The sequence below is a fragment of the Ruminococcus turbiniformis genome, from assembly GCF_020687545.1.
Lineage (GTDB): Bacteria > Bacillota > Clostridia > Lachnospirales > Lachnospiraceae > Mediterraneibacter > Mediterraneibacter turbiniformis.
The window spans coordinates 1-19,778 of sequence record NZ_JAJEQX010000026.1; the positions used below are offsets into that span (position 1 = coordinate 1).

A 19,778-nucleotide genomic window follows, 5' to 3' on the forward strand; every position below is an offset into this window, starting at 1 on the left:
ACATGAAGCATACCACCTTTCAAAAACTATTTTTAGTATAACTCGTGAAAGGCAAAAAAGCTTGCATTTACTGTAAAATATTAAATTTTCAAGATTCTATTTCTAAGGCTTTTGACCCCGACATCATATCATTAAGTTAAGCTATTGATGCCCCAAACCTTTTAGAGAAGATTATGTTAAAAGCGTAGTCTTCTTTTTTATTAACTTTTTATAAAACTGTTAACAAATCTTTTGGCAGTAACAGTCTCGGTTATGAAATCGGCGAGTTTTTTGACTATAAGAAAGGCTTTTTGCTTATGCTATACGGTTGAGAGATTCTGACAAAGCAAGTATTGTATCAGGAATCAATCTGTAATTCTGTGAATTTTTGTTCACAATTCTTGACTTCACGATTCGAACCGCTATAATGTTTTTATGGAAACGGTTTATATAAAAACTGTTTATATAAAAACTATTTTACAAAAAATGTTCGGAGGGACAATATTTATGGTAAAAAGTACAGAGATGTGGATGGGGCTGCGGAGTCTGATCCGATTATATGACAAGATGCTGAAAAAGGTTTGTACAGAACATGACCTTACGACTATTGAGGCTGATGTTATCAGTTTTCTTCAGAATAATCCGGGCAAAGACACAGCGGCGGATATCGTGGAGCTTAGAGGGCTTTCAAAAGGAGCGGTATCAAAAGCTGTGGAGTCTCTGATCCGGAAATCACTTCTGGAGCGGATGCCGGATACGGAAGACCGGAGACGGATTCACCTGAAACTGAAACCGGAGGCGAAGCCGGTGACAGAGATGATAGACGATGTAAGAAGAGAGTTTTTAAATACTGTCCTGGAAGGCTTTACGAAAGAGGAACTGGAAGAGCATACAAGATTTTTCCAAAGAATGTTTGACAATACGTTAAGAGAGCTTGAAAGGAGGGGAAGATGATGGAAAAGACAGATAAAGACCAGATTGAAACCGGCAGCGGCGCGGATGCCGGCGTCAATACAGGAACGGAAAGCGACGATAAGGAGTTTCTGAGAACCGAGCCACTCGGAAAGCTGCTTCTTAAACTGGCGCTGCCGACAGTGGCGGCACAGCTGATCAACATGCTTTACAATATTGTTGACAGAATCTATATCGGGCATATTCCGGATATCGGAGCGACGGCTCTGACCGGAGTGGGAGTCTGTATGCCGCTGATTATGATTGTTTCCGCGTTTGCGGCGCTGGTCGGGTACGGCGGAGCTCCCAGAGCGTCGATTTTCATGGGAAAAAAAGACAAGGACACGGCAGAAAAAATTCTGGGAAACTGTTTTGTGGTTCAGGTTTTGATTTCTGTTATTCTCACAGTTGTGCTTCTGATATGGAACCGGGATTTTCTCATGGCGTTCGGAGCAAGTGAGAACACAATCGGATATGGCGTAAACTATATGAACATCTACGCTCTTGGAACGATCTTTGTTGAGATTACTCTTGGAATGAACGCGTTTATCACTGCGCAGGGATTTGCAAAGACCGGTATGCTTTCCGTGCTGATCGGGGCAGTGTCCAATATCATTCTGGATCCGGTCTTCATTTTCGGATTTAACATGGATGTCCGGGGCGCGGCCCTGGCGACGATCATCTCACAGGCGCTTTCCTGCATCTGGGTAGTCAGATTCCTCTGCGGAAAGAAGACTTTCCTGAAGATCAGAAAGAAGAATCTCAGACTGGCGCCGAAGATTATCTTCCCCTGCCTTGCGCTTGGCACTGCCACATTTATCATGCAGGCCAGCGAGAGTGTGATCTCCGTATGCTTTAACAGTTCTCTGCAGAATTACGGCGGTGATATTGCGGTTGGAGCAATGACGATCCTGACAAGTGTCATGCAGTTTGCAATGCTCCCGCTTCAGGGCCTTGGACAGGGCGCGCAGCCGATTATCAGCTACTGCTACGGCGCAGGAGACTCCGGAAGAGTGAGGTCGGCATTTATGCTGCTGCTCAAAGCCAGCATGACATACTCGATCGCCCTGTGGGTGCTGGTCATGCTGTTTCCGGGTGGATTTGCAGCCATGTTTACAACAGACGCCGCGCTGATGGAATATACAAGAACCGCACTGAGAATCTATATGGCGTCTATGTTCCTGTTCGGTATCCAGATTGCCTGCCAGATGACGTTTAACGCGCTGGGAAAAGCGGTGGAGTCAATTGTTGTTGCCGTGATGAGAAAGTTTGTACTTTTAATTCCGCTGATCTATATTATGCCGCATATCATAACATCTGACCAGGCTTTGGCTGTTTATGTCGCGGAGCCGATCGCGGATCTGCTGGCTGTGACGTTTACAGCAATCCTATTTACGGTACAGTTTAAGAAAACGCTGAAAAAAATTGATAAGACTGTCAAAGCGGCATAAGGCAGAGACAAAGCGGGAGGAATATCTTGACTTTTCTGTGAAAGGATTTCTATAATTAATTCAGATTCCGTCTGTTTGCTTTGTTATGAAGAAAAGAACCATATACACAGGGAGAACATCAGATATGACAAAGATTGCTCTTTTAGTTCCTTATGAAAGTATACTTCAGGTCGCTGAAAAAGTGATAGAAGAACATAACTATAATATTGAGTACAAAAAGGTTATACAAACTGAAGATGCCGTGAATGAAGCGCGGATGGCGATTAAGTCCGGCGCGCGCATCATTATAGCGAGAGGTTTCCAGGCAAAACTGATTAAAGATTATACAAACATCCCGCTCGTGGAAATGCGTTTCCATGCACAGGAAATCGGCCTGCTGTTAAAAAGAGCAAAAGCGATACTAAAGAAAGAGTGTCCTGTTGTAGGCCTTATTGTTTTCAGCAATATGCTCTGCAACATGTCACACATGGAGGAACTCTTTAATGTAAAGCTGCATATTCGCAGCATTGAACAAAATGATGAGGTTCCGGGTGTAATAGAAGAGATGAAGGGGCTTGGCGCTGAGCTTATAATCGGGGGTGAAATCGTCTGCCGTGAGGCACAGATGGCAGGGTTTCCTGTTCTCCCGTATGAGTCGACGGAAGAGTCTGTTCTTGAGGCTCTGCAGATCGCGGAGCGCATGTCTTCCGCGACGGAAACGGAGAAAGAGACAAAGGCTCAGTTTGAGACTGTCCTTGATACAGCGTTTCATGGTATTGTCAAGGTGGACGCTGAGGGAAAGATTATCACATTGAACCGGCTGGTGGAAAACCTGATCGGAAAAACCGCGGAGGAAGTGGAAGGGCTTGAATTTAAAGAAGTATTTCCGTGGTTTGAGGGAGAAATATTCGGGGATATACTTTCGGGAAAACGGGAAAATTACTCTACATCGCTCCAGTTTCAGGGAAAGTCCTGGATTCTGCTCGCGGCTTCAATCCGGTATGACGATCAGATATCCGGCGCGATTATTTCTCTCCAGAGAATGGAGGATTTTGCGAGAAGCGGAAAAAAGGAAATGCAGGAAGTGTATCTGCAGGGATTTACAGCCCAGAAGACATTCCGTGATATCCGGACAAAAAACCGCCGGATGCAGGAGATCCTGGACAAAGCCAGAAAATATGCGCTTTCAGATTCTCCGGTGATGATATACGGAGAGATCGGAACAGAGTATGCTGCTGTTGCCGAGGCTATCCATAATAACAGCGTGCGGCGGACAGGCCCGTTTGTCAGCGTCAATGTACGGGGGCTGGAATACAGCCGTCAGATGGAGGCTCTGTTCGGCGGGGAACCGGGGGAAATTAAAGCTGAAATAAACATAAAAGGGGCGTTTACCCTGGCCAGCCATGGAACTGTCCTGATCAATGGCATTGAACACTTGAATCCCCGTGTGCAGTACATGATTTACAGAATCTTCCGGCCGGGGTATATGGAAAAAACGGATTATCTGTCCGTAGAAAATCTGGATGTCAGAATTATTGTCTGTACACATAAAAATCTGAAATTACTGGCGGAAGAGGAGAAGTTTAACAGGGAACTTTTCTATTTCCTTCAGGGACTGACGCTGGAAATCCCGCCTCTCAGAGAGCGGGCAGAGGATCTGGAGGAGTGCATCGATCAGTGTATTCAGGAAAACTGCCGGAAATACAACAAATATCTCAAGCTGACAAAAGGCGGGAGGGACAGACTGCTCAGTTTTCCGTGGGAAGGAAATCTTGTACAGATCCGCTCCTTTTGTGAGCGTCTTGTCCTTGAAACAGAAAAGCGAAGCGTAAGCGAGACAGAGATTCAGAATCTGTTCGGCAGCCTGTATCCGCTCGTGAGGAGAGTGAAAGGCGAAGAAAAGATTGTAGTGTATAACTCGAAGGAGGCGGCAGACCTCTCCGCGCTTTTGAAAAAGCATAACGGAAACAGGAGCCTTGTAGCGCAGGAGATGGGGATCAGCACAACGACTTTGTGGAGGAGAATGAAGAAGTTCGGGATAGAAGCAAGCTATGACAGCAGATAAGTAAAAAAGACGCTCCTTTTTTGTAATAGGAACCGGCGCCAGAGCGGTCTGACGCCGGAGCAGCTCATAGCGTTTCCTGCCGGTCATGCTGCCGTCCTCATAAGGCTGCTGTGTCAAGCATTAAATTTTCTAAAAATCAAATCTCTTATTTGGCAATCATTTAAAACATTTCAATAAATGAATGAAGCATTTCAAAAAAGTTACAAATTATTCCATACGACAAATCCGAATAGAATTGAAAAATGAAAATGAAATGATATTGACTATAATTGCAATAAAAATATCATATTTTGAAAGATCGTGCAGAAGGTATAAAAATGAAAGATACAGCTTGTTATTTACGTCAATAGAATTTTAGAGCGCAGATTTTTAAAATAGCATTATAGACGCAGTGCACAGCGTACTTTCCAAACTGCCTGAACGTATTTGGGCGGAATAACAAGCTAAACCAGAGTAACTGGAAAATGGAGGAATGTGAAATGAAGATCGGATTTATCGGACTGGGAATTATGGGAAAACCCATGAGCAAAAACCTGATTAAAGCAGGATATGAGCTGGTAGTTAATAATAAAGAACGCGCGGCAATGGACGAGCTTGCAGAGTGCGGCGCAGAGACTGCGGAAACTGCGGCAGAGGTGGCTTCCAGGTGTCAGGTGATTATAACAATGCTCCCGAATTCTCCTCATGTAAGAGAAGTATGTCTCGGAGAAAACGGAATTATCGACGGGGCAAAAGAGGGAACCGTAGTGATCGATATGAGTTCTATTGATCCGGTACAGTCAAAGGCAATCGGTGCTGAACTTGCAAAGAAGGGGATTGAGCTGATGGACGCTCCGGTAAGCGGCGGAGAGCCTAAAGCCATCGACGGAACAATCTCTGTGATGGTGGGAGGCGCGAAGGAAACATTTGACCGCTTTTATGATCTTTTAATGGCAATGGCGGGTTCAGTCGTTTATGTCGGGCCTCTCGGATCCGGAAATGTGGCGAAGCTGGCAAACCAGGTTATCGTGGCAGTGAACATCGCCGCTGTTTCCGAAGCTCTTACCCTGGCGGTGAAAAACGGCGCAGATCCAGAGCTTGTATATCAGGCAATCCGCGGAGGTCTTGCGGGTTCCACAGTCCTGGATGCGAAAGCTCCTATGATGATGGCACATGATTTTAAGCCGGGATTCCGTATTGAGCTTCACATCAAGGATCTTACAAACGCTCTGAACGCAGCGCATGCTACGGACACTTCCCTTCCTATGACGGCTCAGGTGATGGAGATTATGCAGGCACTGAAGAATGATGGATGCGCAAAAGAGGATCACAGTGCGATCGTGAAATATTACGAGAAAATTTCGAATGTATCAGTTGAAAAGGAATAAGAGGTTGAAAAACTGCGGTAGGAGGGTAATGGAATGAGCGAATCTACACAGATGATGCTTGGTCTGCTTCTGGGAATCATTGTCATGATCATCCTTGTGTCCAAGACCAAAGTACATACATTTATCGCGCTGCTTGTGGCGGCGTGCATAACGGGAATTATCGGCGGCATGCCTCTGGTTGATGCCACCGCGGAAGACGGAAGCACGATTACAGGGCTTGTCACTGCCATAGAGAACGGCTTTGGAAATACGCTGTCGAGTACCGGAATTATTATCGGACTTGGCGTTATGATGGGCGGTATCCTTGAAAAATCAGGCGCGGCGGAAAGAATGGCATATTCGTTTATCAAAGCTGTCGGAAAGAAAAAAGAGGAATGGGCTCTTGCGATTACAGGGTGGTTTATCGCGATTCCTGTATTTGCCGATTCGGCAATCGTCATCTTTGCGCCGCTGTGTAAAGCAATGTCAAGAGTGACGGGAAAATCTCTTGTGGGGCTGGCTCTTGCCATGGCGGCAGGACTGCAGCTGACACACTGCCTTGTACCGCCGACTCCCGGCCCCACAACTGCGGCAAGTATGCTGGGCGTGGACGTAGGGCAGATGATAATCTGCGGCGCGCTGATCTCAATTCCGATGCTGATTGTCGCGGTGTTTTACTGCCAGTATATCGGAAAGAAGATTTATCAGGTGCCGACAGAGGATGGCGGATTCGAAAGAAAAGAGTTCAGACCGGAATATATTAAATCCATGGAAGAACTGGACAGGCTGATCGGCGAAAAAGAGCTTCCGGGGCTGTGGGCTTCTATCGCGCCTATTATCGTTCCGCTTATCCTGATTCTCATGAATACAGTGTTAAGCCTTCTCGGAATTGACATCCCGGTTGTATCCTTCATCGGGGAACCGGTCATTGCTCTTGCGGCAGGCACGCTGATTGCCGTGTACGGGCTGATGGCGAAAGCGGATACAAAGAAAGTCCTTAATATTATGGATGATTCTATTAAGAGCACCGGAATTATCATGCTTATTACCGGAGCAGGCGGATCGCTTGGAAATGTTATTAAAGTCAGCGGTATCGGGGATGCCCTTGGAGAAGTTGTTATGAACTTCCCGCTTCCGGCAATCCTGATCCCGTTCCTCATCGCAGCGCTTATGCGCATTGCCCTGGGTTCGGCGACAGTTGCGATCACTACAGCGGCAACTCTTTCGGCGTCTCTGATGGGAAGCATCTCGGTAAGTCCGCTGCTTATGGCGGTATCCTGCTGCGTAGGGGCAATTTCCTTCTCTTACTTTAACGACAGCGGGTTCTGGGTATGGAATGGTATGTTTGGCGTTCCGGAGCTCAAAGATCAGATTCGCTGTAAAACAGCAATTTCAATGATTATGGCAGGAGTAGGTATTGTGGAGCTGCTGATAGTATCGATGGTAATGCACTGATAGGAGGAAAGACGGATGAATACAGATTTTATAAAAGGTGTGATTGTTCCGATTATCACTCCTGTAGATGAAAATGAATCTATTGATGAAAAAAGGCTGCGCGCGCAGGTGGATTACGTCATCGAAGGAGGACTTTCGGGTATACTCGCCTTCGGGAGCAACGGAGAGTTCTATGTCGTTGAAGAAGACGAGATGGAACGGGGGCTGAAAATCATTGTCAGCCAGACCTCGGGACGGGTTCCTGTTTATTTCGGTATCGGCGCTATCAGTACAAAAAAATGTGTCCGGCTGGCGAAAATGGCAGTGGAAAATGGAGCCAGCGGAATCTCCGTACTTCAGCCCATGTTCCTGAAACCGACGGAGAGCGAACTGTTCCTCCATTTTAAAACGATTGCGGAGGCGGTTCCGGATACACCGATGCTGCTTTACAACAATCCCGGAAGAGTCGGATATACGATGTCGGGAAATCTTGTGGAAAGACTGGCTCACGAGGTGGAAAACATTGTCGGTATGAAGGATACAAGCGGAGATATGACTCAGACCGCGGAATTTATACGGCGCACAAGAGATGTGGACTTTAAGGTTTTCGGAGGAAAGGATACTCTTTTATACGCGTCTCTCTGCCACGGAGCAGTGGGCGGAGTCTGTACAGCAGGGAATTTTATGCCGGAGCTGATTACGGATATTTACAATAAATATATGGCAGGAGATATTGCGGGAGCGCTTGAGGCCCAGTTTAAATTAAATCCGGTCAGGCTGTCCATGGATGGGGCAAGCTTTCCGGTTGCCGCAAAGGATATGGCGAATTTAAGAGGGCTGGATGTCGGGGTACCCTATACTCCGAATCTTCCGACCCCGGAAGGGCCGGTTCTTGACAGAATCAGGACAGAAATGAAAACCGCAGGACTGATCAGAGAAAGAAGAAAGTGAGTATCTTATGAGTAAAAAGCTCTATGTAAAAATAAAAGAACAGGATAATGTTGCCATTGCTGTGAAGGATATCGCGGCCGGTACACAGGTGGAGGAAGGTCTGACGGCAAACCAGGATATTCCCCAGGCACATAAGATCGCGCTCTGCGATATCCCGGAAAACGGAGAGGTCATCCGGTACGGAGTCGTGCTTGGCTACGCGAAACAGCCGATCCGGAAAGGCGACTGGATCAACGAGCATATGCTCCACCTTCCCGAAAGCCCATCGCTTGACGATATGGAATACGGGACGAATATAGTGGAGAACGATCAGCTTCCGCTGCCTGCCCGCACGACATGGATGGGGTATCCAAATGAGACAGGGCCTGCCGGGACGAGAAATCTTCTTGGTATTGTGACAACGGTACAGTGCGCGGCAGGAGTATTAAAGGTGGCCGTGGAACGGATTAAAAAAGAACTGCTTCCCAAATATCCGAATGTGGACGGCGTTGTGGCCGTGACACATCCCTATGGATGCGGGGTCGCAATCAACGCGCCTCTGGCATATATCCCGATCCGCGCGATTACCAATGTGATCAGGCATCCGAATTTTGGCGGTGAGATCATGGTGGTAGGCCTCGGATGTGAGAAACTTACTTATGACAGAGTGCTTCCTCCGGAAGATATCACTCCGGAAAACGTGCTGACGCTTCAGGATTATGCGGGGCATGACGCAATGATGGACGCGATAATGAATATGGCGGAAAAGAAACTGGAAAAACTGAACCGGCGTACAAGAAAAGAGCTTCCCTTAAGTGAACTCGTCGTCGGTATGCAGTGCGGCGGAAGCGATGCCTTTTCCGGAGTTTCGGCTAATCCGAGCGCGGGATACGCAGCTGACATGCTTGTGCGCGGCGGGGCGACGGTGATGTTCAGCGAGGTGACGGAAGTGCGCGACGGCGTGCATATGCTGGCGGCCCGGTGCCGGGACGCGTATACCCGCGACAGGCTGGCCGAGGAAATGCGCTGGTACGACAACTATCTGGAAGAAGGCGGAGTGGACCGTGACGCGAATCCTACGCCGGGAAATAAAAAAGGCGGTCTTGCGAATATTGTGGAAAAAGCAATGGGAAGCATTGCAAAGAGCGGAACAAGCCCGATTGTGGAGGTGCTTTCCCCGGCTCAGAAGCCGACGAAGCACGGCCTGATTTATGCCGCTACTCCGGCCAGCGATATTGTGTGCGGCCCGTGTCAGGTGGCCAGCGGAATCGGTCTGCAGGTGTTTATGACCGGAAGGGGAACGCCTTACGGACTGGATATCAGCCCGGTAATTAAGGTGTGCAGCCGGAATGAGATGAAAGACCACTGGTTTGACCTTATCGACATATCGGCGGGCGATGTGGCGACAGGAGAAAAGTCGATCGCCGATGTGGGCGGGGAAATTTTTGATATGATTCTGGATGTCGCGAACGGTGTGAAAGAACCGTACAGTGATCAGTACGGATTCCATAATGATATGTGTATCTTTAATCCAGCTCCTATCACCTGAGTGAATGTTACAAGGGAAAACAGGGAGTCTCAAAAAGGTTAAAAGGGGAGCCGTGCGGCATTATTATTAGAAAGGGAATATACTGAGATGAGAAAAATAGTGAAAATGGAGGTCTATCCCGTAGCGGGCAAAGACTGTATGGAATTAAATTTAAGCGGTGCGCACGCGCCGTTTTTCACAAGGAATATCGTAATTCTCCATGCGGATAACGGAGACACCGGCGTGGGAGAGGTCCCGGGAGGAACAAAGATCACGAATGCGCTGGAAGAGTGCAAAGCGATTGTGGAAGGTACGAATCTGGCGGAGTATAAAAGCACTTTGCTGAAGGTGAAAAAATACCTGGATTCAAAAGGTGAGGAAGATGTGAGAGGAAATCAGACATTCGACCTGAGAACGGGAGTTCATGTGCTCACCGCCATTGAAGCGCCGTGTCTCGATCTGCTCGGCAAGATGCTCGGCGTTCCCGTGTGTGAACTTCTGGGAGACGGGCAGCAGCGTGACCGGGTAAGAATGCTTGGGTATCTCTTTTTTGTAGGGGACAGGAAAAAGACAGATCTTCCGTATGATGAAGAACCGGACGCCGACTGCGAGTGGTACAGGATACGGCACGAGGAAGCGCTGACGGCCGATAAGATCGTGGCATTTGCGAAGGCGACACATGAGAAGTACGGATTCCAGGATTTTAAGCTCAAAGGCGGAGTGCTTCCGGGAAATGAAGAGATGGATGTGATCCGTGCCCTGAAAAAGGAATTTCCGGATGCGAGGATTGATCTTGATCCGAACGGAGGCTGGCTTCTTGAAGAAGCTGTTGAGTATGTAAAAGGCATGAAGGGGATTCTTACATATTGTGAAGATCCGTGCGGCGCAGAGGGCGTATATTCGGGCAGGGAGATTATGAGTGAATTCCGGAGAAGAACAGGTTTCCCGACAGCGACAAATATGATCGCAACGGACTGGAGGGAAGTAGGGCACTCGCTGGAGTCCCAGGCGGTAGATATCATCCTTGCGGACCCGCATTTCTGGACGATGAGCGGCTCGGTAAGAGTTGCGCAGATGTGCCATGACTTCGGGTACACATGGGGCTCACATTCCAATAACCACTTCGATATCTCACTGGCCATGTTTACTCAGGTTGGCGCGGCTGTTCCCGGAGAATATAACGCTCTGGATACGCACTGGATCTGGCAGGAGGGAATCGAGCGGCTTACGAAGGAGCCTCTGCAGATCAGGGACGGCTGTGTGGAAGTTCCGAAAAAGCCGGGACTTGGAATCGAAGCGGATATGGAACAGATTAAAAAGGCAAATGAACTGTACCGGGAAAACTGTCTGGGAGGAAGAGATGATTCCGTTGTTATGCAGTATCTGATTCCCGGATGGAAATTCAATCCGAAAAAACCGTGCCTTGTAAGATAATCCGATGAAAAGCCTGTGCGGCGTTCGCCGGGGGCCCGGATTTTGAATCGCCGTACAGTACAAAAAAGGCATACTGCACAGGAAAATATCTGAAATATCTCCTGTGCGGTATGCTTTTCTCTTCTATCCCTGTCCGTGCTTATTCCTGTCCGGAATCCTGACGTCTGCCGGATCTTTTCGCAACGACAATCCCGACAATGATTACCGCGACGCATATGACAGCGAATACCGCGGCCGCAGTCATCAGTGAACTGCCGCTGCTATTTTCAATATGCATGATATTGTCCGCGGTCTCCCGGAATGTCTCCCCGATAAACTGTCCGATTGTCAGATCCAGGTTGTTGTAATTCATGTCAAAATAGCTCCAGAAGATCGTTTCTGCCTCATTATCCATGATGGAATAGGCGGCCGATCCGTAGTAGATATAAAATGTGCCGTCCATATCTTCAGAATCATTCTCACATGCGAAATATGCCAGAATCATATGCCCGTTGTCTGAAAATGTGTCGAAATATATCTGGGCCAGATACTCCTCTGCCGCTGTCTCGTTCCATTCCCCGTTGATCCATATGGAAGGGTCGTAGTCGAGAAGCATGACATACGGCTGGATGCCGGTCTGAGAGTAAAAATATTTCAGTCCGTCTGTCAGCTCGGTGTCGTGATCGATAAAGCCCATTTCGTCGAGATACCAGTCCGCGTATGTGACAGTGCCAGTGACGGCAGTTCTCTCCGTTCGTGACTGCTGTACATCAGATCCGGTGTCTGAGGTAATGACGGGAAGAAAACGGTTGAAAAAGAACAGGATGACAACAAGAATAACGATAACAGTTGAACATCCTCCGCAGCCGAAGCCTCCTCCCGGACGTCTCCAGCCCCATCCGCCGTGAAATACCGGACCGCCCCATCTGTGCGGACCGCCCGGCGGAGGGCCTCCAAATCCCGGGCCGCCGAAACCGGGGCCGCCCGGGCCTCTGCCGCCGCCTCTGAAACCTCCGCCAAAGCCGCCGCTTCTGCCGCCGAAGGATCTTCCTCCGAAATGGCCGCCTCCCCCATGTGAACCTCCGCCTCTTCCCATAGTCATGCCCCCTTTTTGGTGTCATACTCTTCGCTATCAGAAAAATTCATACCTGATATCATCTTACCACAGTGTAGGAGGGCGGAACAAGAAATTCATGGCCGTTCGGCCGGGAAATTCAGACTTTAATGGAGCGATAACTGTTAACAGAGGATATTAAAGGGGCAAACTGTCTTGTATTTCGTGTCTCCTGTTGCTACAATGACAGTGTAATTTGTCTCTTATGTATTCTCACATGTGAAAGGAGATTACATGAAAGACGATGCAAATGGAACAAAGGCAAAAAAGTAACAGGAAACTTCAAATTATGTGATTCAGAACACAAAGCTGAAAGACAGCGGAGCAAAACTGATTTTTGACAATCCGGTTCTCTGTGCACAATTTCTGAGGGGATATACAAATCTGGAAATTTTAAAAGATATCCAGCCGGAAGATATTGAAGACATTTCAGAACGATTTCTGTGGATGTGGCAGGAAAACAGGGACTCTGATTCAGTGAAGAAAATTCATATCAACGGAAACGACGGATCAGATACATTATATTTGATTACAATGATCGAACATCAGTCAAAGGTGGATTACGATATGGCCTTCCGCATTCTGAGGTATATCGTATATATACTTACAGATTACACGGAAGAACAGGAAAAGCTCCATAAGGGTGTGACAAAGCTGAAAGCTTTTCGCTACCCTCCTGTGCTTCCGGTTGTATTTTATGACGGTGCCGGAAGATGGACTGCAGATACGAATTTCAGAAACAGAGTATATCTTTCAGACATATTAGAGGAATTTATTCCTGATTTTAATTATCTTGTAGTACCTTTATCGAAGTATTCCAATGAGGAACTGATTGATAAAAAGGATGAACTTTCCCTGATTATGCTGATTGATAAACTGCGCAGTGCCGCGGATTTTCAGAAGCTGAAAGAGATACCGGATGAATATTTCGAAAATATCAGCAGGAATTCACCGGAATCCGTTCTCAAGCTGATCGGAAAAATCATTTCTGTTTTGCTCTTAAGAATGAATGTTCCTAAAGATGAGGTGGAATCTTTCACAGACCAGATAGAGCGGAGGAATTTTACAATGCTGTTTGAAAATTTTGAAGCATATGATGTGCAGGAGGCCCGAAAAATCAGCAGAATTGAGGGCATAGCGGAAGGCAGAGCAGAGGGAAAAGCGGAAGCCCTTCTGGAGCTTCTGGAGCACAGGGGATCTGTGCCGGATGAGATAAAGGAAAGAATTTCCGGGGAACGGAATCTTGAGATTCTGGACCGGTGGTTCAGAGCTGCGATAAAGGCAGAGAGTGTGGAAATGTTTATAACGGAAATGGACACAATTTCCGAAAGAAAAGGATAGTTGGAAATGCAGAACAGGAATCCAGATATCATAATAGCAGGCGCCTCGATTATAGATGTGATTGTCCGCCCGGCGGATGCCGGTGTGTTTCAGACAGGATCATCCCCGGCGGAGGAGATCCGCATGTCTGTCGGTGCGGATGCGCTCAATGAAGCCACGGTTCTGGCCAAACTCGGTAAAAAGGTGAGACTTGAGACGATCATCGGAGCAGACAGAGCGGGGGAATATATAAGAACACACTGCGCAGAACACGGGATTGAACTGCCGGAGGACTGTGTGCGGGAGGGGATTGACACAGGGATCAATGTTGTTCTCGTAACTGCGGACGGAGAGCGGCATTTCCTGACGAATCCAAAGAGCACGCTGCGCAGGCTTACAGTGGAAGATATTCATATGCCGTTTCCCGAGAGCGCCCGGATATTCTGTTTTGCAAGTATCTTTGTGTTCCCCCGGATCGGCGCAGAGGAGCTTCGGACGATTTTTTCACGGGCAAAGTCCCAGGGAAAGATTGTGTGCGCGGATATGACGAAGCGAAAGAATAATGAGACAGTAAAAGACATTGCGTGCGCATTGAAATATGTAGACTATCTTCTTCCGAATGAGGAGGAGGCAATGCTTCTGACCGGAGCGGACAGCGCGGAACTGGCGGCTGCGGAACTGAAAAGTGCAGGAGCCGGCACAGTGGTGGTCAAGTGCGGAAAGAGAGGATGCTATGTTTTAAGCGACAGCGAGAGAATGTGGATGCCGGCTGTGGAAGGTGCGCGGTGTATTGACACGACCGGTGCCGGAGACAGCTTTGCGGCAGGATTTATCTATGCGCTTTCAGAGGGCAAAACACTCAGGGAGTGTGCGGCCTTTGCAAATAAGTGCGGTGCAAAGGCAGTGGCAGTGGCGGGAGCCTCAGAGTGGCTATGAACAATGAAAACGTCACGGAAAGGGTAAAAATGAAAAATGGGGGAAGACCTCGGTGGAAAAGACCGATGACGGTTACCGCACTGCTCATTATTCTGGCGTTTACCGTCTCTGCCGCAGTGACGGGAACGATTAAACAGATGGAAGAGGAGAAAGCTTTTGAACGTCTTCATGAGGAAGCGGGAAATATCGCGGAAGATATTTCCGAGAGTGTGGCGGATGACAGGGAACAGATTGAGGTGCTGGCGTCGGCTGCTTCCGGATATGAAGATCTGTCGTCGCAGGAGTTGTGGGATATGCTCAATGCTTTCGATTCGGTAGGAATGATTTCAAGGATAGAAATTCTTCTTCCCGGAGATGTGGTGCTGAAAGACGGAAAAAGTATAACGGCGGAAGGTCTGCTTTCATTTGAGAAGGAAGAGGCGAAGGGAACACACGTAAGTGACAGGGAACGGGATCTGGAGAACAGGGAGGCATACGTCGTCAGAAGTTATGTTCCGATTGTGCGCGGAGCAGAAACAGTTGCTATGATGTATGGCGTTATTGAACTGGAAAATCTTCCGGAGAAGGTGACGGCAGCGCCGTACGGCGGAGATGCCGCGATTTATATTATAGACGGAAACAGCGGGGACTTCCTGGTAGATACGTGGCATAATGATCCCGGCGGCAACATCTGGGAACTGGGGAAAAGACAAATGGCTCCGGGATATGACCATGAAAGTCTGAAACAGGGAGTGACAGACGGAAGTGAGGGATACGTTGTTTTTGCCTCGGAGACGATCGGAGAGAATCTGTATTTCTATTATGAGCCGATTGCTGTCAACGAGTGGAGGATTGCTCTATCTGTACCGGAGCATATCGTTTTTGAAAATGCGGATAAAATCAGCGTCATACTAAATGGGTTCCTCTGTTTTGAGGCTTTGGCTTTTCTCTTTTATTTCTTCTGGATGATTCACTATGTCCGCCGGGAGACAAATGAAAAACAGAGACAGCTTGATATGATTCAGTACATATATGAGGTGGAAAAGCTTTTGTTTTCGGCTCACGAAAAAGAAGAAAATCTTCTCAGGGCGCTTGAAAAGATCGGCGGGATTACAGGCGCGCAGAGAGTTGTTTTCAGCATTTCGGGACTTCCTTATGCGGAAAAGTCCTATATATGGAGAAGAGAGGAGAAAAACGGAGATAAAAAAAAATGCGGCGGAACAGAGCAGAGCCGCGTATAAAGAGGAAAGAGACAGTCTTTATGGATATTTTGAAAACGGAAATGAAAGTTTTGAGGCATACAGCCCGGAGGAGATCAGAGGGATGTTTCCGGGGCTGGCGGTGCCGGGAATTAAAAATATAATTGCAATACCCGTAAAGGAAATGGACGGAAGAATATGCGCGTTGCTGGCTGTATTCAATACAACTAAGAGGCACCTGGACATTGCTCTTCTTAAAAGCGTTGAGTTCAGTTTCGGGATGTTTTTCCATAACTTCAGCACATACAGTACAATCCGTGAACAGGGAGAGAAAGACGTACTCACTGGACTTTATAACAGAAACAGATACGAGGCGGATATTCCTGGTCTCGGAAGAGGTTTCTGGAAATCGCTGATATGTATATATATGGATGCCGATGGCCTCCATGAGCTGAATAATGCCCGGGGACATGAGGCGGGAGACAGGATGCTTAAATCGGTTGCAGAGCAGTTAAAAAGCAGATTTGGAACAAAGTACAGTTACCGGGTCGGCGGGGATGAGTTTGTAGTATTTGTGCCGGAGCAGGAGGAGAAATCAGTCTTGCGCCTGTGCGGGGAAATGGCAGAGCTGCTGGAAAAGGAAGGATATCATATTTCATATGGGGCGGAATACAGAAAAGATGTTTCCTCGATGGGAGATATGATCAAATCTGCGGAAAAGAAGATGTACAAAATGAAGAGAGAATATTATGAGCAGGGGCCACATGACCGGAGGAAGAGACCGGGGAGATATTGACATTTTATCGTACACAGGATATAGTTGTATTAACTTTAATACCAGTATTGAAAAGGAGAATCCAGCAAATGGGAAACAAGAGTATTAACCGGGATTCTCCAGTCCCTGTATACTATCAGGTGGCAGCAGATCTGAGAAGTCGGATTATTCATGGGGAATGGGGAATGAACGGGCAGATTCCATCTGAAAATGAGCTTGTACAGCAGTATGAGTTCAGCAGGGTGACGATTCGTCAGGCCCTGGCAGAACTGGAAAAGGACGGAATTATAAAACGATACCGGGGAAAGGGCGCCTTCGTAAACGAAAACCCGAGCCAGTTTCTTCATGAACTGAAGTATTCTCTGGTTACAGGTAACTACGAACTGCAGGGAGAACAGCGGATGCGCGCAGAAGTCCTTGAGATTGTAAAGTTCCCGGACACGTATAAGGCTGTGGAATGGGCACTGGAGCTGGAGCCGGGCAGCGCGGTTGTCTATTTTAAGAGACTGTTTTATCTGGACGAGAAGCCGATCGCCATTGGAAAATCCTGGCTTCCCGCAGATCTGGTTCCGGGACTGGAAGAAGAGGGACTGATTAACAATTCCCTGTCGAAGACGATAACAGAACGTTACCATTTGAATGCCGTTCATGTGGATGATGTTCTCGAGACAGTCAGGCCGACGATGAATGAAATAAAACTTCTGGACGCCACATATGACTCAACGCTGATCCTGATCAAAGGGCTCTCACGCCTGGACAACGGAAGACCGCTTGAGTATTCCAATACTTACTGGCTTGGGGACAGAGTGAGATTCCGTATTTCTCTTGCCAGGGACAACGGAGAATTTATCATGCAGCCGGCGATGCCGAGGATCTGATGAATGTACTGATACAATCGCAAAAAAGACAGGCTCTGAAAAACAGAACCTGTCTTTTTTGCGAAGGGACAGCTATCCTCTGACAGAGAGTATGGCTTCCTGTTTCTGAAGCGTTTCCAGCAGATTTAGTTTGTCGTATCCGCCGGGATAAATAATCTCCATCTCTATCCTGGTTTCTTTCCCTTTCTCCTTTTTTACCTGCATCGACACGACTTCGATTTTCTCTTTTTTCAGAAGTTCTTCCAATTCCTGCATAATCCTGGAGCTGTGCGTACATGTGATCCGAAGTCCGCAGCGGTAAGGCTCCTGCGCAAGAAAGCGCACACGGTGCATTACGATCTGGGCACCGATCATAAGAAGCGCAGAAGATACTGCGATGAAATACTGACCGGCTCCGACAGCCATGCCGACTCCTGAGGCCACCCATATTCCCGCCGCGGTAGTAACACCGCTTATGGAATTATTTCTGACAAAAATAATTCCGGCTCCAAGGAATCCGATTCCGCTTACGACCTGCGAAGCCATTCGGGAACCGTCGCTGCCCGGAACGTCCTGGAAGCCATATTTTGAGATAATCATCATCAGTGCAGCGCCCAGGCAGACAAGTGTGTGGGTGCGCATACCAGCGCCTTTGTTCCGGTTTTTGCGTTCAAAGCCGATAGCGCATCCGAGAATACAGGCTGCCAGGAGCCGCAGGAAAAGCTCCCCCTGTACTGCAAGTTCTTTCCAGATCATTTCCATCGGCAGGACTCCTTTTTGAAAAGTCTAAAATGAAAGATTCAGCAGATAATTTCCAACCTTTACACTGTGCTCCAGAGCGGACTGAACAAGCTCATCGGGAAGCCTCATTGTGTAGCGGTGTATTTCGTAGGTAAAATCACCCTGGTATCGGATATCCCGGAGTGCCTGCATGACTTCCGGCCAGTTTATGTGGCCGCTGAAGGGCAGCAGGTGGTCTTCATGGATGTCAATATAGTCTGAAATATGCGTTGCTTTCAGGCGGTCTCCCACCAGTTTCAGCGATTTGCGGATATCCTGATGCATGATCCCGGAATGCTCCACATCCCAGCACACACCTACATTATCGAAATCTTTCGACAGGGTGTCCACCAGATCAACGACTTCTTCCGCGGTCGTGGTATAGCGCCTCTTCGGGGAAATATTCATCTCCCACAGATTTTCTATGGCGATTCCCACATTGTGCTCTGCCGCAAGTTCCAGCACGGACTTGAGATACTCCATCGTCTTTTCTTTCGAGGACTTAAGAGGAGTGGCAGAATCAAAATCAGTTGCCGCGTGGATCACAAGCCACGGGATGCCGAGAATGGACGCGGCGAGAATCCCTCTTCTAATGTACTCGTCCAGCTCATCCCTGTTCGGGACGGCCGGATCGCAGAAGTTATAGAAGTGGGAATGTCCCTGAGAGAATTCTATTCCGAGTTCGTCTGCTTTCTTCCGGATTCCCCGGATCCAAGATTCCCAGTTGTCGGACTTAAACGGCGTGTCGAACACACAGCAGTCGTGGAAATTCATGTCCAGCACCCGGTACCCAGCCTTCGCGCAGCGCTCCACCGAGTCTGTGATCTGTGCCTTTGTCCCGTCCGGTCTGTTGAAATAGATACATGTTGAAGTCGATAATCTCATGATAAGCTCCCTTTGGCTGAATTACTTTTTTTATGAATCTTTCAGACAGTGATCTCACAGAATTTTTCTACAATCTCCTGCACTCCGTCGATACACCGTCCTGACGCCACATAATCCGCGGCGTGCTTTGCGTCTTCGGTTGCGTTGCCGACTACAGCGCCGATTCCGGAGTACCGGAGCATCTCGATATCGTTCTGGTGATCGCCGACCGCAAGAATGCTTTCCGGCGGTATATCCAGAAGAGTGGCCACGGATTTTAAGGCGGATGCCTTTGTTGAGTCCCGGCTGACGACCTCTACAGATTTGTTTGTATACCGTGTAAAGCCGTATATGTCGGGCAGTTCCCGGCACATATCTTCCAGAATGGCAATCGCTCCCTCTCGGGTCTCGTCCATGATCATAAGCTTGTCGATCATAAGATGCTTCCATTCATATTCTGTCGGGACGTGGATGTGAAAATACCGGTTGAATTCCTTCTGCTGCCTGCGGATCCACGGAGTCTCGCGGTATATGCTTTCTTTTCCGTCAGCGGTGTAGACAAGCGACATATTCATGGAGTCAGCTTTCTCCATCAGGGCCCTGAGGCCCTTCAGCGGAATCTGCTTCCGCTGAAGTACGGTGTCGCCTTCCATGATCGTAGCCCCGTTGCACGCGATGTAAGGGATCTGAATCTTCATTTTCTTTACATAATCGCTGGCCATGCATTCCGCTCTTCCTGTTGCAATCGTAAACAGTATGTTCTTTTTCTTCAGTTCTTCAGCAATCTTTATGGCCTTATCCGTAAGAATTTCGTCCCTGTCAATAAGCGTACCGTCCATATCACTGATTACAAGTCTGATCACTTCGCCACCTCGTTT

At 48.0% G+C, this 19,778-nt stretch carries 17 protein-coding genes; 13 read left to right on the top strand and 4 right to left on the bottom strand.

Annotated elements, in window-relative coordinates; genetic code table 11:
* Positions 1-486: 486 nt before the first annotated feature.
* The 8 genes from LKD70_RS13190 to LKD70_RS13225 all read left to right on the top strand — a co-directional run bounded on the left by LKD70_RS13190 (position 487) and on the right by LKD70_RS13225 (position 11,097).
* Complete coding sequence (locus LKD70_RS13190) at positions 487-933, top strand: MarR family winged helix-turn-helix transcriptional regulator (RefSeq protein ID WP_227708430.1); 447 nt, start codon at positions 487-489, stop codon at positions 931-933.
* The gene (locus tag LKD70_RS13195; protein WP_407690971.1) at positions 933-2,381 is read left to right on the top strand and encodes an MATE family efflux transporter; all 1,449 of its coding nucleotides are present in this window, start codon (positions 933-935) and stop codon (positions 2,379-2,381) included. The genes LKD70_RS13190 and LKD70_RS13195 overlap by 1 nt, the downstream gene beginning before the upstream one ends.
* Positions 2,382-2,505: 124 nt before the next feature.
* Complete coding sequence (locus LKD70_RS13200) at positions 2,506-4,425, top strand: PrpR N-terminal domain-containing protein (RefSeq protein WP_227708432.1); 1,920 nt, start codon at positions 2,506-2,508, stop codon at positions 4,423-4,425.
* A gap of 479 nt (positions 4,426-4,904) precedes the next feature.
* On the top strand, positions 4,905-5,792 hold the full coding sequence (garR, locus tag LKD70_RS13205) for a 2-hydroxy-3-oxopropionate reductase (RefSeq protein ID WP_227708433.1): 888 nt from the start codon (positions 4,905-4,907) through the stop codon (positions 5,790-5,792).
* Between the two features lie 33 nt (positions 5,793-5,825).
* A complete protein-coding gene (locus LKD70_RS13210) occupies positions 5,826-7,226 on the top strand; it encodes a GntP family permease (RefSeq protein ID WP_227708434.1) in 1,401 nt (466 codons plus the stop codon).
* Positions 7,227-7,241: 15 nt separating this feature from the next.
* A complete protein-coding gene (locus LKD70_RS13215; protein ID WP_227708435.1) occupies positions 7,242-8,156 on the top strand; it encodes a dihydrodipicolinate synthase family protein in 915 nt (304 codons plus the stop codon).
* Positions 8,157-8,163: 7 nt separating this feature from the next.
* Positions 8,164-9,684 carry a galactarate dehydratase gene (garD, locus tag LKD70_RS13220; protein WP_227708436.1) on the top strand — a complete coding sequence of 507 codons (1,521 nt, stop codon included), beginning with the start codon at positions 8,164-8,166 and terminating at the stop codon, positions 9,682-9,684.
* Positions 9,685-9,771: 87 nt separating this feature from the next.
* The gene (locus LKD70_RS13225; protein ID WP_227708437.1) at positions 9,772-11,097 is read left to right on the top strand and encodes an enolase C-terminal domain-like protein; all 1,326 of its coding nucleotides are present in this window, start codon (positions 9,772-9,774) and stop codon (positions 11,095-11,097) included.
* Between the two features lie 139 nt (positions 11,098-11,236).
* Here LKD70_RS13225 and LKD70_RS13230 read toward each other — a convergent pair whose 3' ends face one another.
* The gene (locus LKD70_RS13230; protein ID WP_227708438.1) at positions 11,237-12,172 is read right to left on the bottom strand and encodes a hypothetical protein; all 936 of its coding nucleotides are present in this window, start codon (positions 12,170-12,172) and stop codon (positions 11,237-11,239) included.
* 309 nt (positions 12,173-12,481) lie between these two features.
* Between LKD70_RS13230 and LKD70_RS13235 the strand changes: the two genes are divergently transcribed.
* The 5 genes from LKD70_RS13235 (at position 12,482) to LKD70_RS13255 (ending at position 17,277) form a co-directional block, all read left to right on the top strand.
* Positions 12,482-13,531 carry an Rpn family recombination-promoting nuclease/putative transposase gene (locus LKD70_RS13235; RefSeq protein ID WP_227708439.1) on the top strand — a complete coding sequence of 350 codons (1,050 nt, stop codon included), beginning with the start codon at positions 12,482-12,484 and terminating at the stop codon, positions 13,529-13,531.
* A gap of 6 nt (positions 13,532-13,537) precedes the next feature.
* Positions 13,538-14,446 (top strand): carbohydrate kinase family protein, encoded by a 909-nt coding sequence (locus LKD70_RS13240; RefSeq protein ID WP_227708440.1) that lies wholly within the window; start codon positions 13,538-13,540, stop codon positions 14,444-14,446.
* Positions 14,437-15,666: a cache domain-containing protein gene (locus LKD70_RS13245; protein ID WP_227708441.1), complete on the top strand. Its 1,230-nt coding sequence runs from the start codon at positions 14,437-14,439 to the stop codon at positions 15,664-15,666. The genes LKD70_RS13240 and LKD70_RS13245 overlap by 10 nt, the downstream gene beginning before the upstream one ends.
* 82 nt (positions 15,667-15,748) lie before the next feature.
* Positions 15,749-16,420, top strand: a complete 672-nt coding sequence (locus tag LKD70_RS13250) for a GGDEF domain-containing protein (RefSeq protein ID WP_227708442.1) — start codon at positions 15,749-15,751, stop codon at positions 16,418-16,420.
* A 68-nt stretch (positions 16,421-16,488) separates the two neighbouring features.
* The gene (locus LKD70_RS13255) at positions 16,489-17,277 is read left to right on the top strand and encodes a GntR family transcriptional regulator (RefSeq protein WP_227708443.1); all 789 of its coding nucleotides are present in this window, start codon (positions 16,489-16,491) and stop codon (positions 17,275-17,277) included.
* 72 nt (positions 17,278-17,349) lie between these two features.
* Here the strand turns inward: LKD70_RS13255 and LKD70_RS13260 are convergent, their stop codons facing one another.
* From LKD70_RS13260 to LKD70_RS13270, 3 genes are read right to left on the bottom strand one after another with little or no spacing between them, the layout of a single operon-like run.
* On the bottom strand, positions 17,350-18,018 hold the full coding sequence (locus LKD70_RS13260; RefSeq protein WP_227708444.1) for an MgtC/SapB family protein: 669 nt from the start codon (positions 18,016-18,018) through the stop codon (positions 17,350-17,352).
* Between the two features lie 24 nt (positions 18,019-18,042).
* Positions 18,043-18,921 carry a sugar phosphate isomerase/epimerase family protein gene (locus LKD70_RS13265; RefSeq protein ID WP_227708445.1) on the bottom strand — a complete coding sequence of 293 codons (879 nt, stop codon included), beginning with the start codon at positions 18,919-18,921 and terminating at the stop codon, positions 18,043-18,045.
* 41 nt (positions 18,922-18,962) lie between these two features.
* A complete protein-coding gene (locus LKD70_RS13270) occupies positions 18,963-19,763 on the bottom strand; it encodes an HAD family hydrolase (protein WP_227708446.1) in 801 nt (266 codons plus the stop codon).
* Between the last annotated feature and the right edge of the window lie 15 nt (positions 19,764-19,778).

Excerpts from the sequence above, each read along its gene's own strand:
- LKD70_RS13190 (WP_227708430.1), top strand. The coding sequence starts at position 487 with ATGGTAAAAAGTACAGAGATGTGGATGGGGCTGCGGAGTCTGATCCGA.
- LKD70_RS13195 (WP_407690971.1), top strand. The coding sequence starts at position 933 with ATGGAAAAGACAGATAAAGACCAGATTGAAACCGGCAGCGGCGCGGAT.
- LKD70_RS13200 (WP_227708432.1), top strand. The coding sequence starts at position 2,506 with ATGACAAAGATTGCTCTTTTAGTTCCTTATGAAAGTATACTTCAGGTC.
- garR (WP_227708433.1), top strand. The coding sequence starts at position 4,905 with ATGAAGATCGGATTTATCGGACTGGGAATTATGGGAAAACCCATGAGC.
- LKD70_RS13210 (WP_227708434.1), top strand. The coding sequence starts at position 5,826 with ATGAGCGAATCTACACAGATGATGCTTGGTCTGCTTCTGGGAATCATT.
- LKD70_RS13215 (WP_227708435.1), top strand. The coding sequence starts at position 7,242 with ATGAATACAGATTTTATAAAAGGTGTGATTGTTCCGATTATCACTCCT.
- garD (WP_227708436.1), top strand. The coding sequence starts at position 8,164 with ATGAGTAAAAAGCTCTATGTAAAAATAAAAGAACAGGATAATGTTGCC.
- LKD70_RS13225 (WP_227708437.1), top strand. The coding sequence starts at position 9,772 with ATGAGAAAAATAGTGAAAATGGAGGTCTATCCCGTAGCGGGCAAAGAC.
- LKD70_RS13230 (WP_227708438.1), bottom strand. The coding sequence starts at position 12,172 with ATGGGAAGAGGCGGAGGTTCACATGGGGGAGGCGGCCATTTCGGAGGA.
- LKD70_RS13240 (WP_227708440.1), top strand. The coding sequence starts at position 13,538 with ATGCAGAACAGGAATCCAGATATCATAATAGCAGGCGCCTCGATTATA.
- LKD70_RS13250 (WP_227708442.1), top strand. The coding sequence starts at position 15,749 with ATGTTTCCGGGGCTGGCGGTGCCGGGAATTAAAAATATAATTGCAATA.
- LKD70_RS13255 (WP_227708443.1), top strand. The coding sequence starts at position 16,489 with ATGGGAAACAAGAGTATTAACCGGGATTCTCCAGTCCCTGTATACTAT.
- LKD70_RS13260 (WP_227708444.1), bottom strand. The coding sequence starts at position 18,018 with ATGGAAATGATCTGGAAAGAACTTGCAGTACAGGGGGAGCTTTTCCTG.
- LKD70_RS13265 (WP_227708445.1), bottom strand. The coding sequence starts at position 18,921 with ATGAGATTATCGACTTCAACATGTATCTATTTCAACAGACCGGACGGG.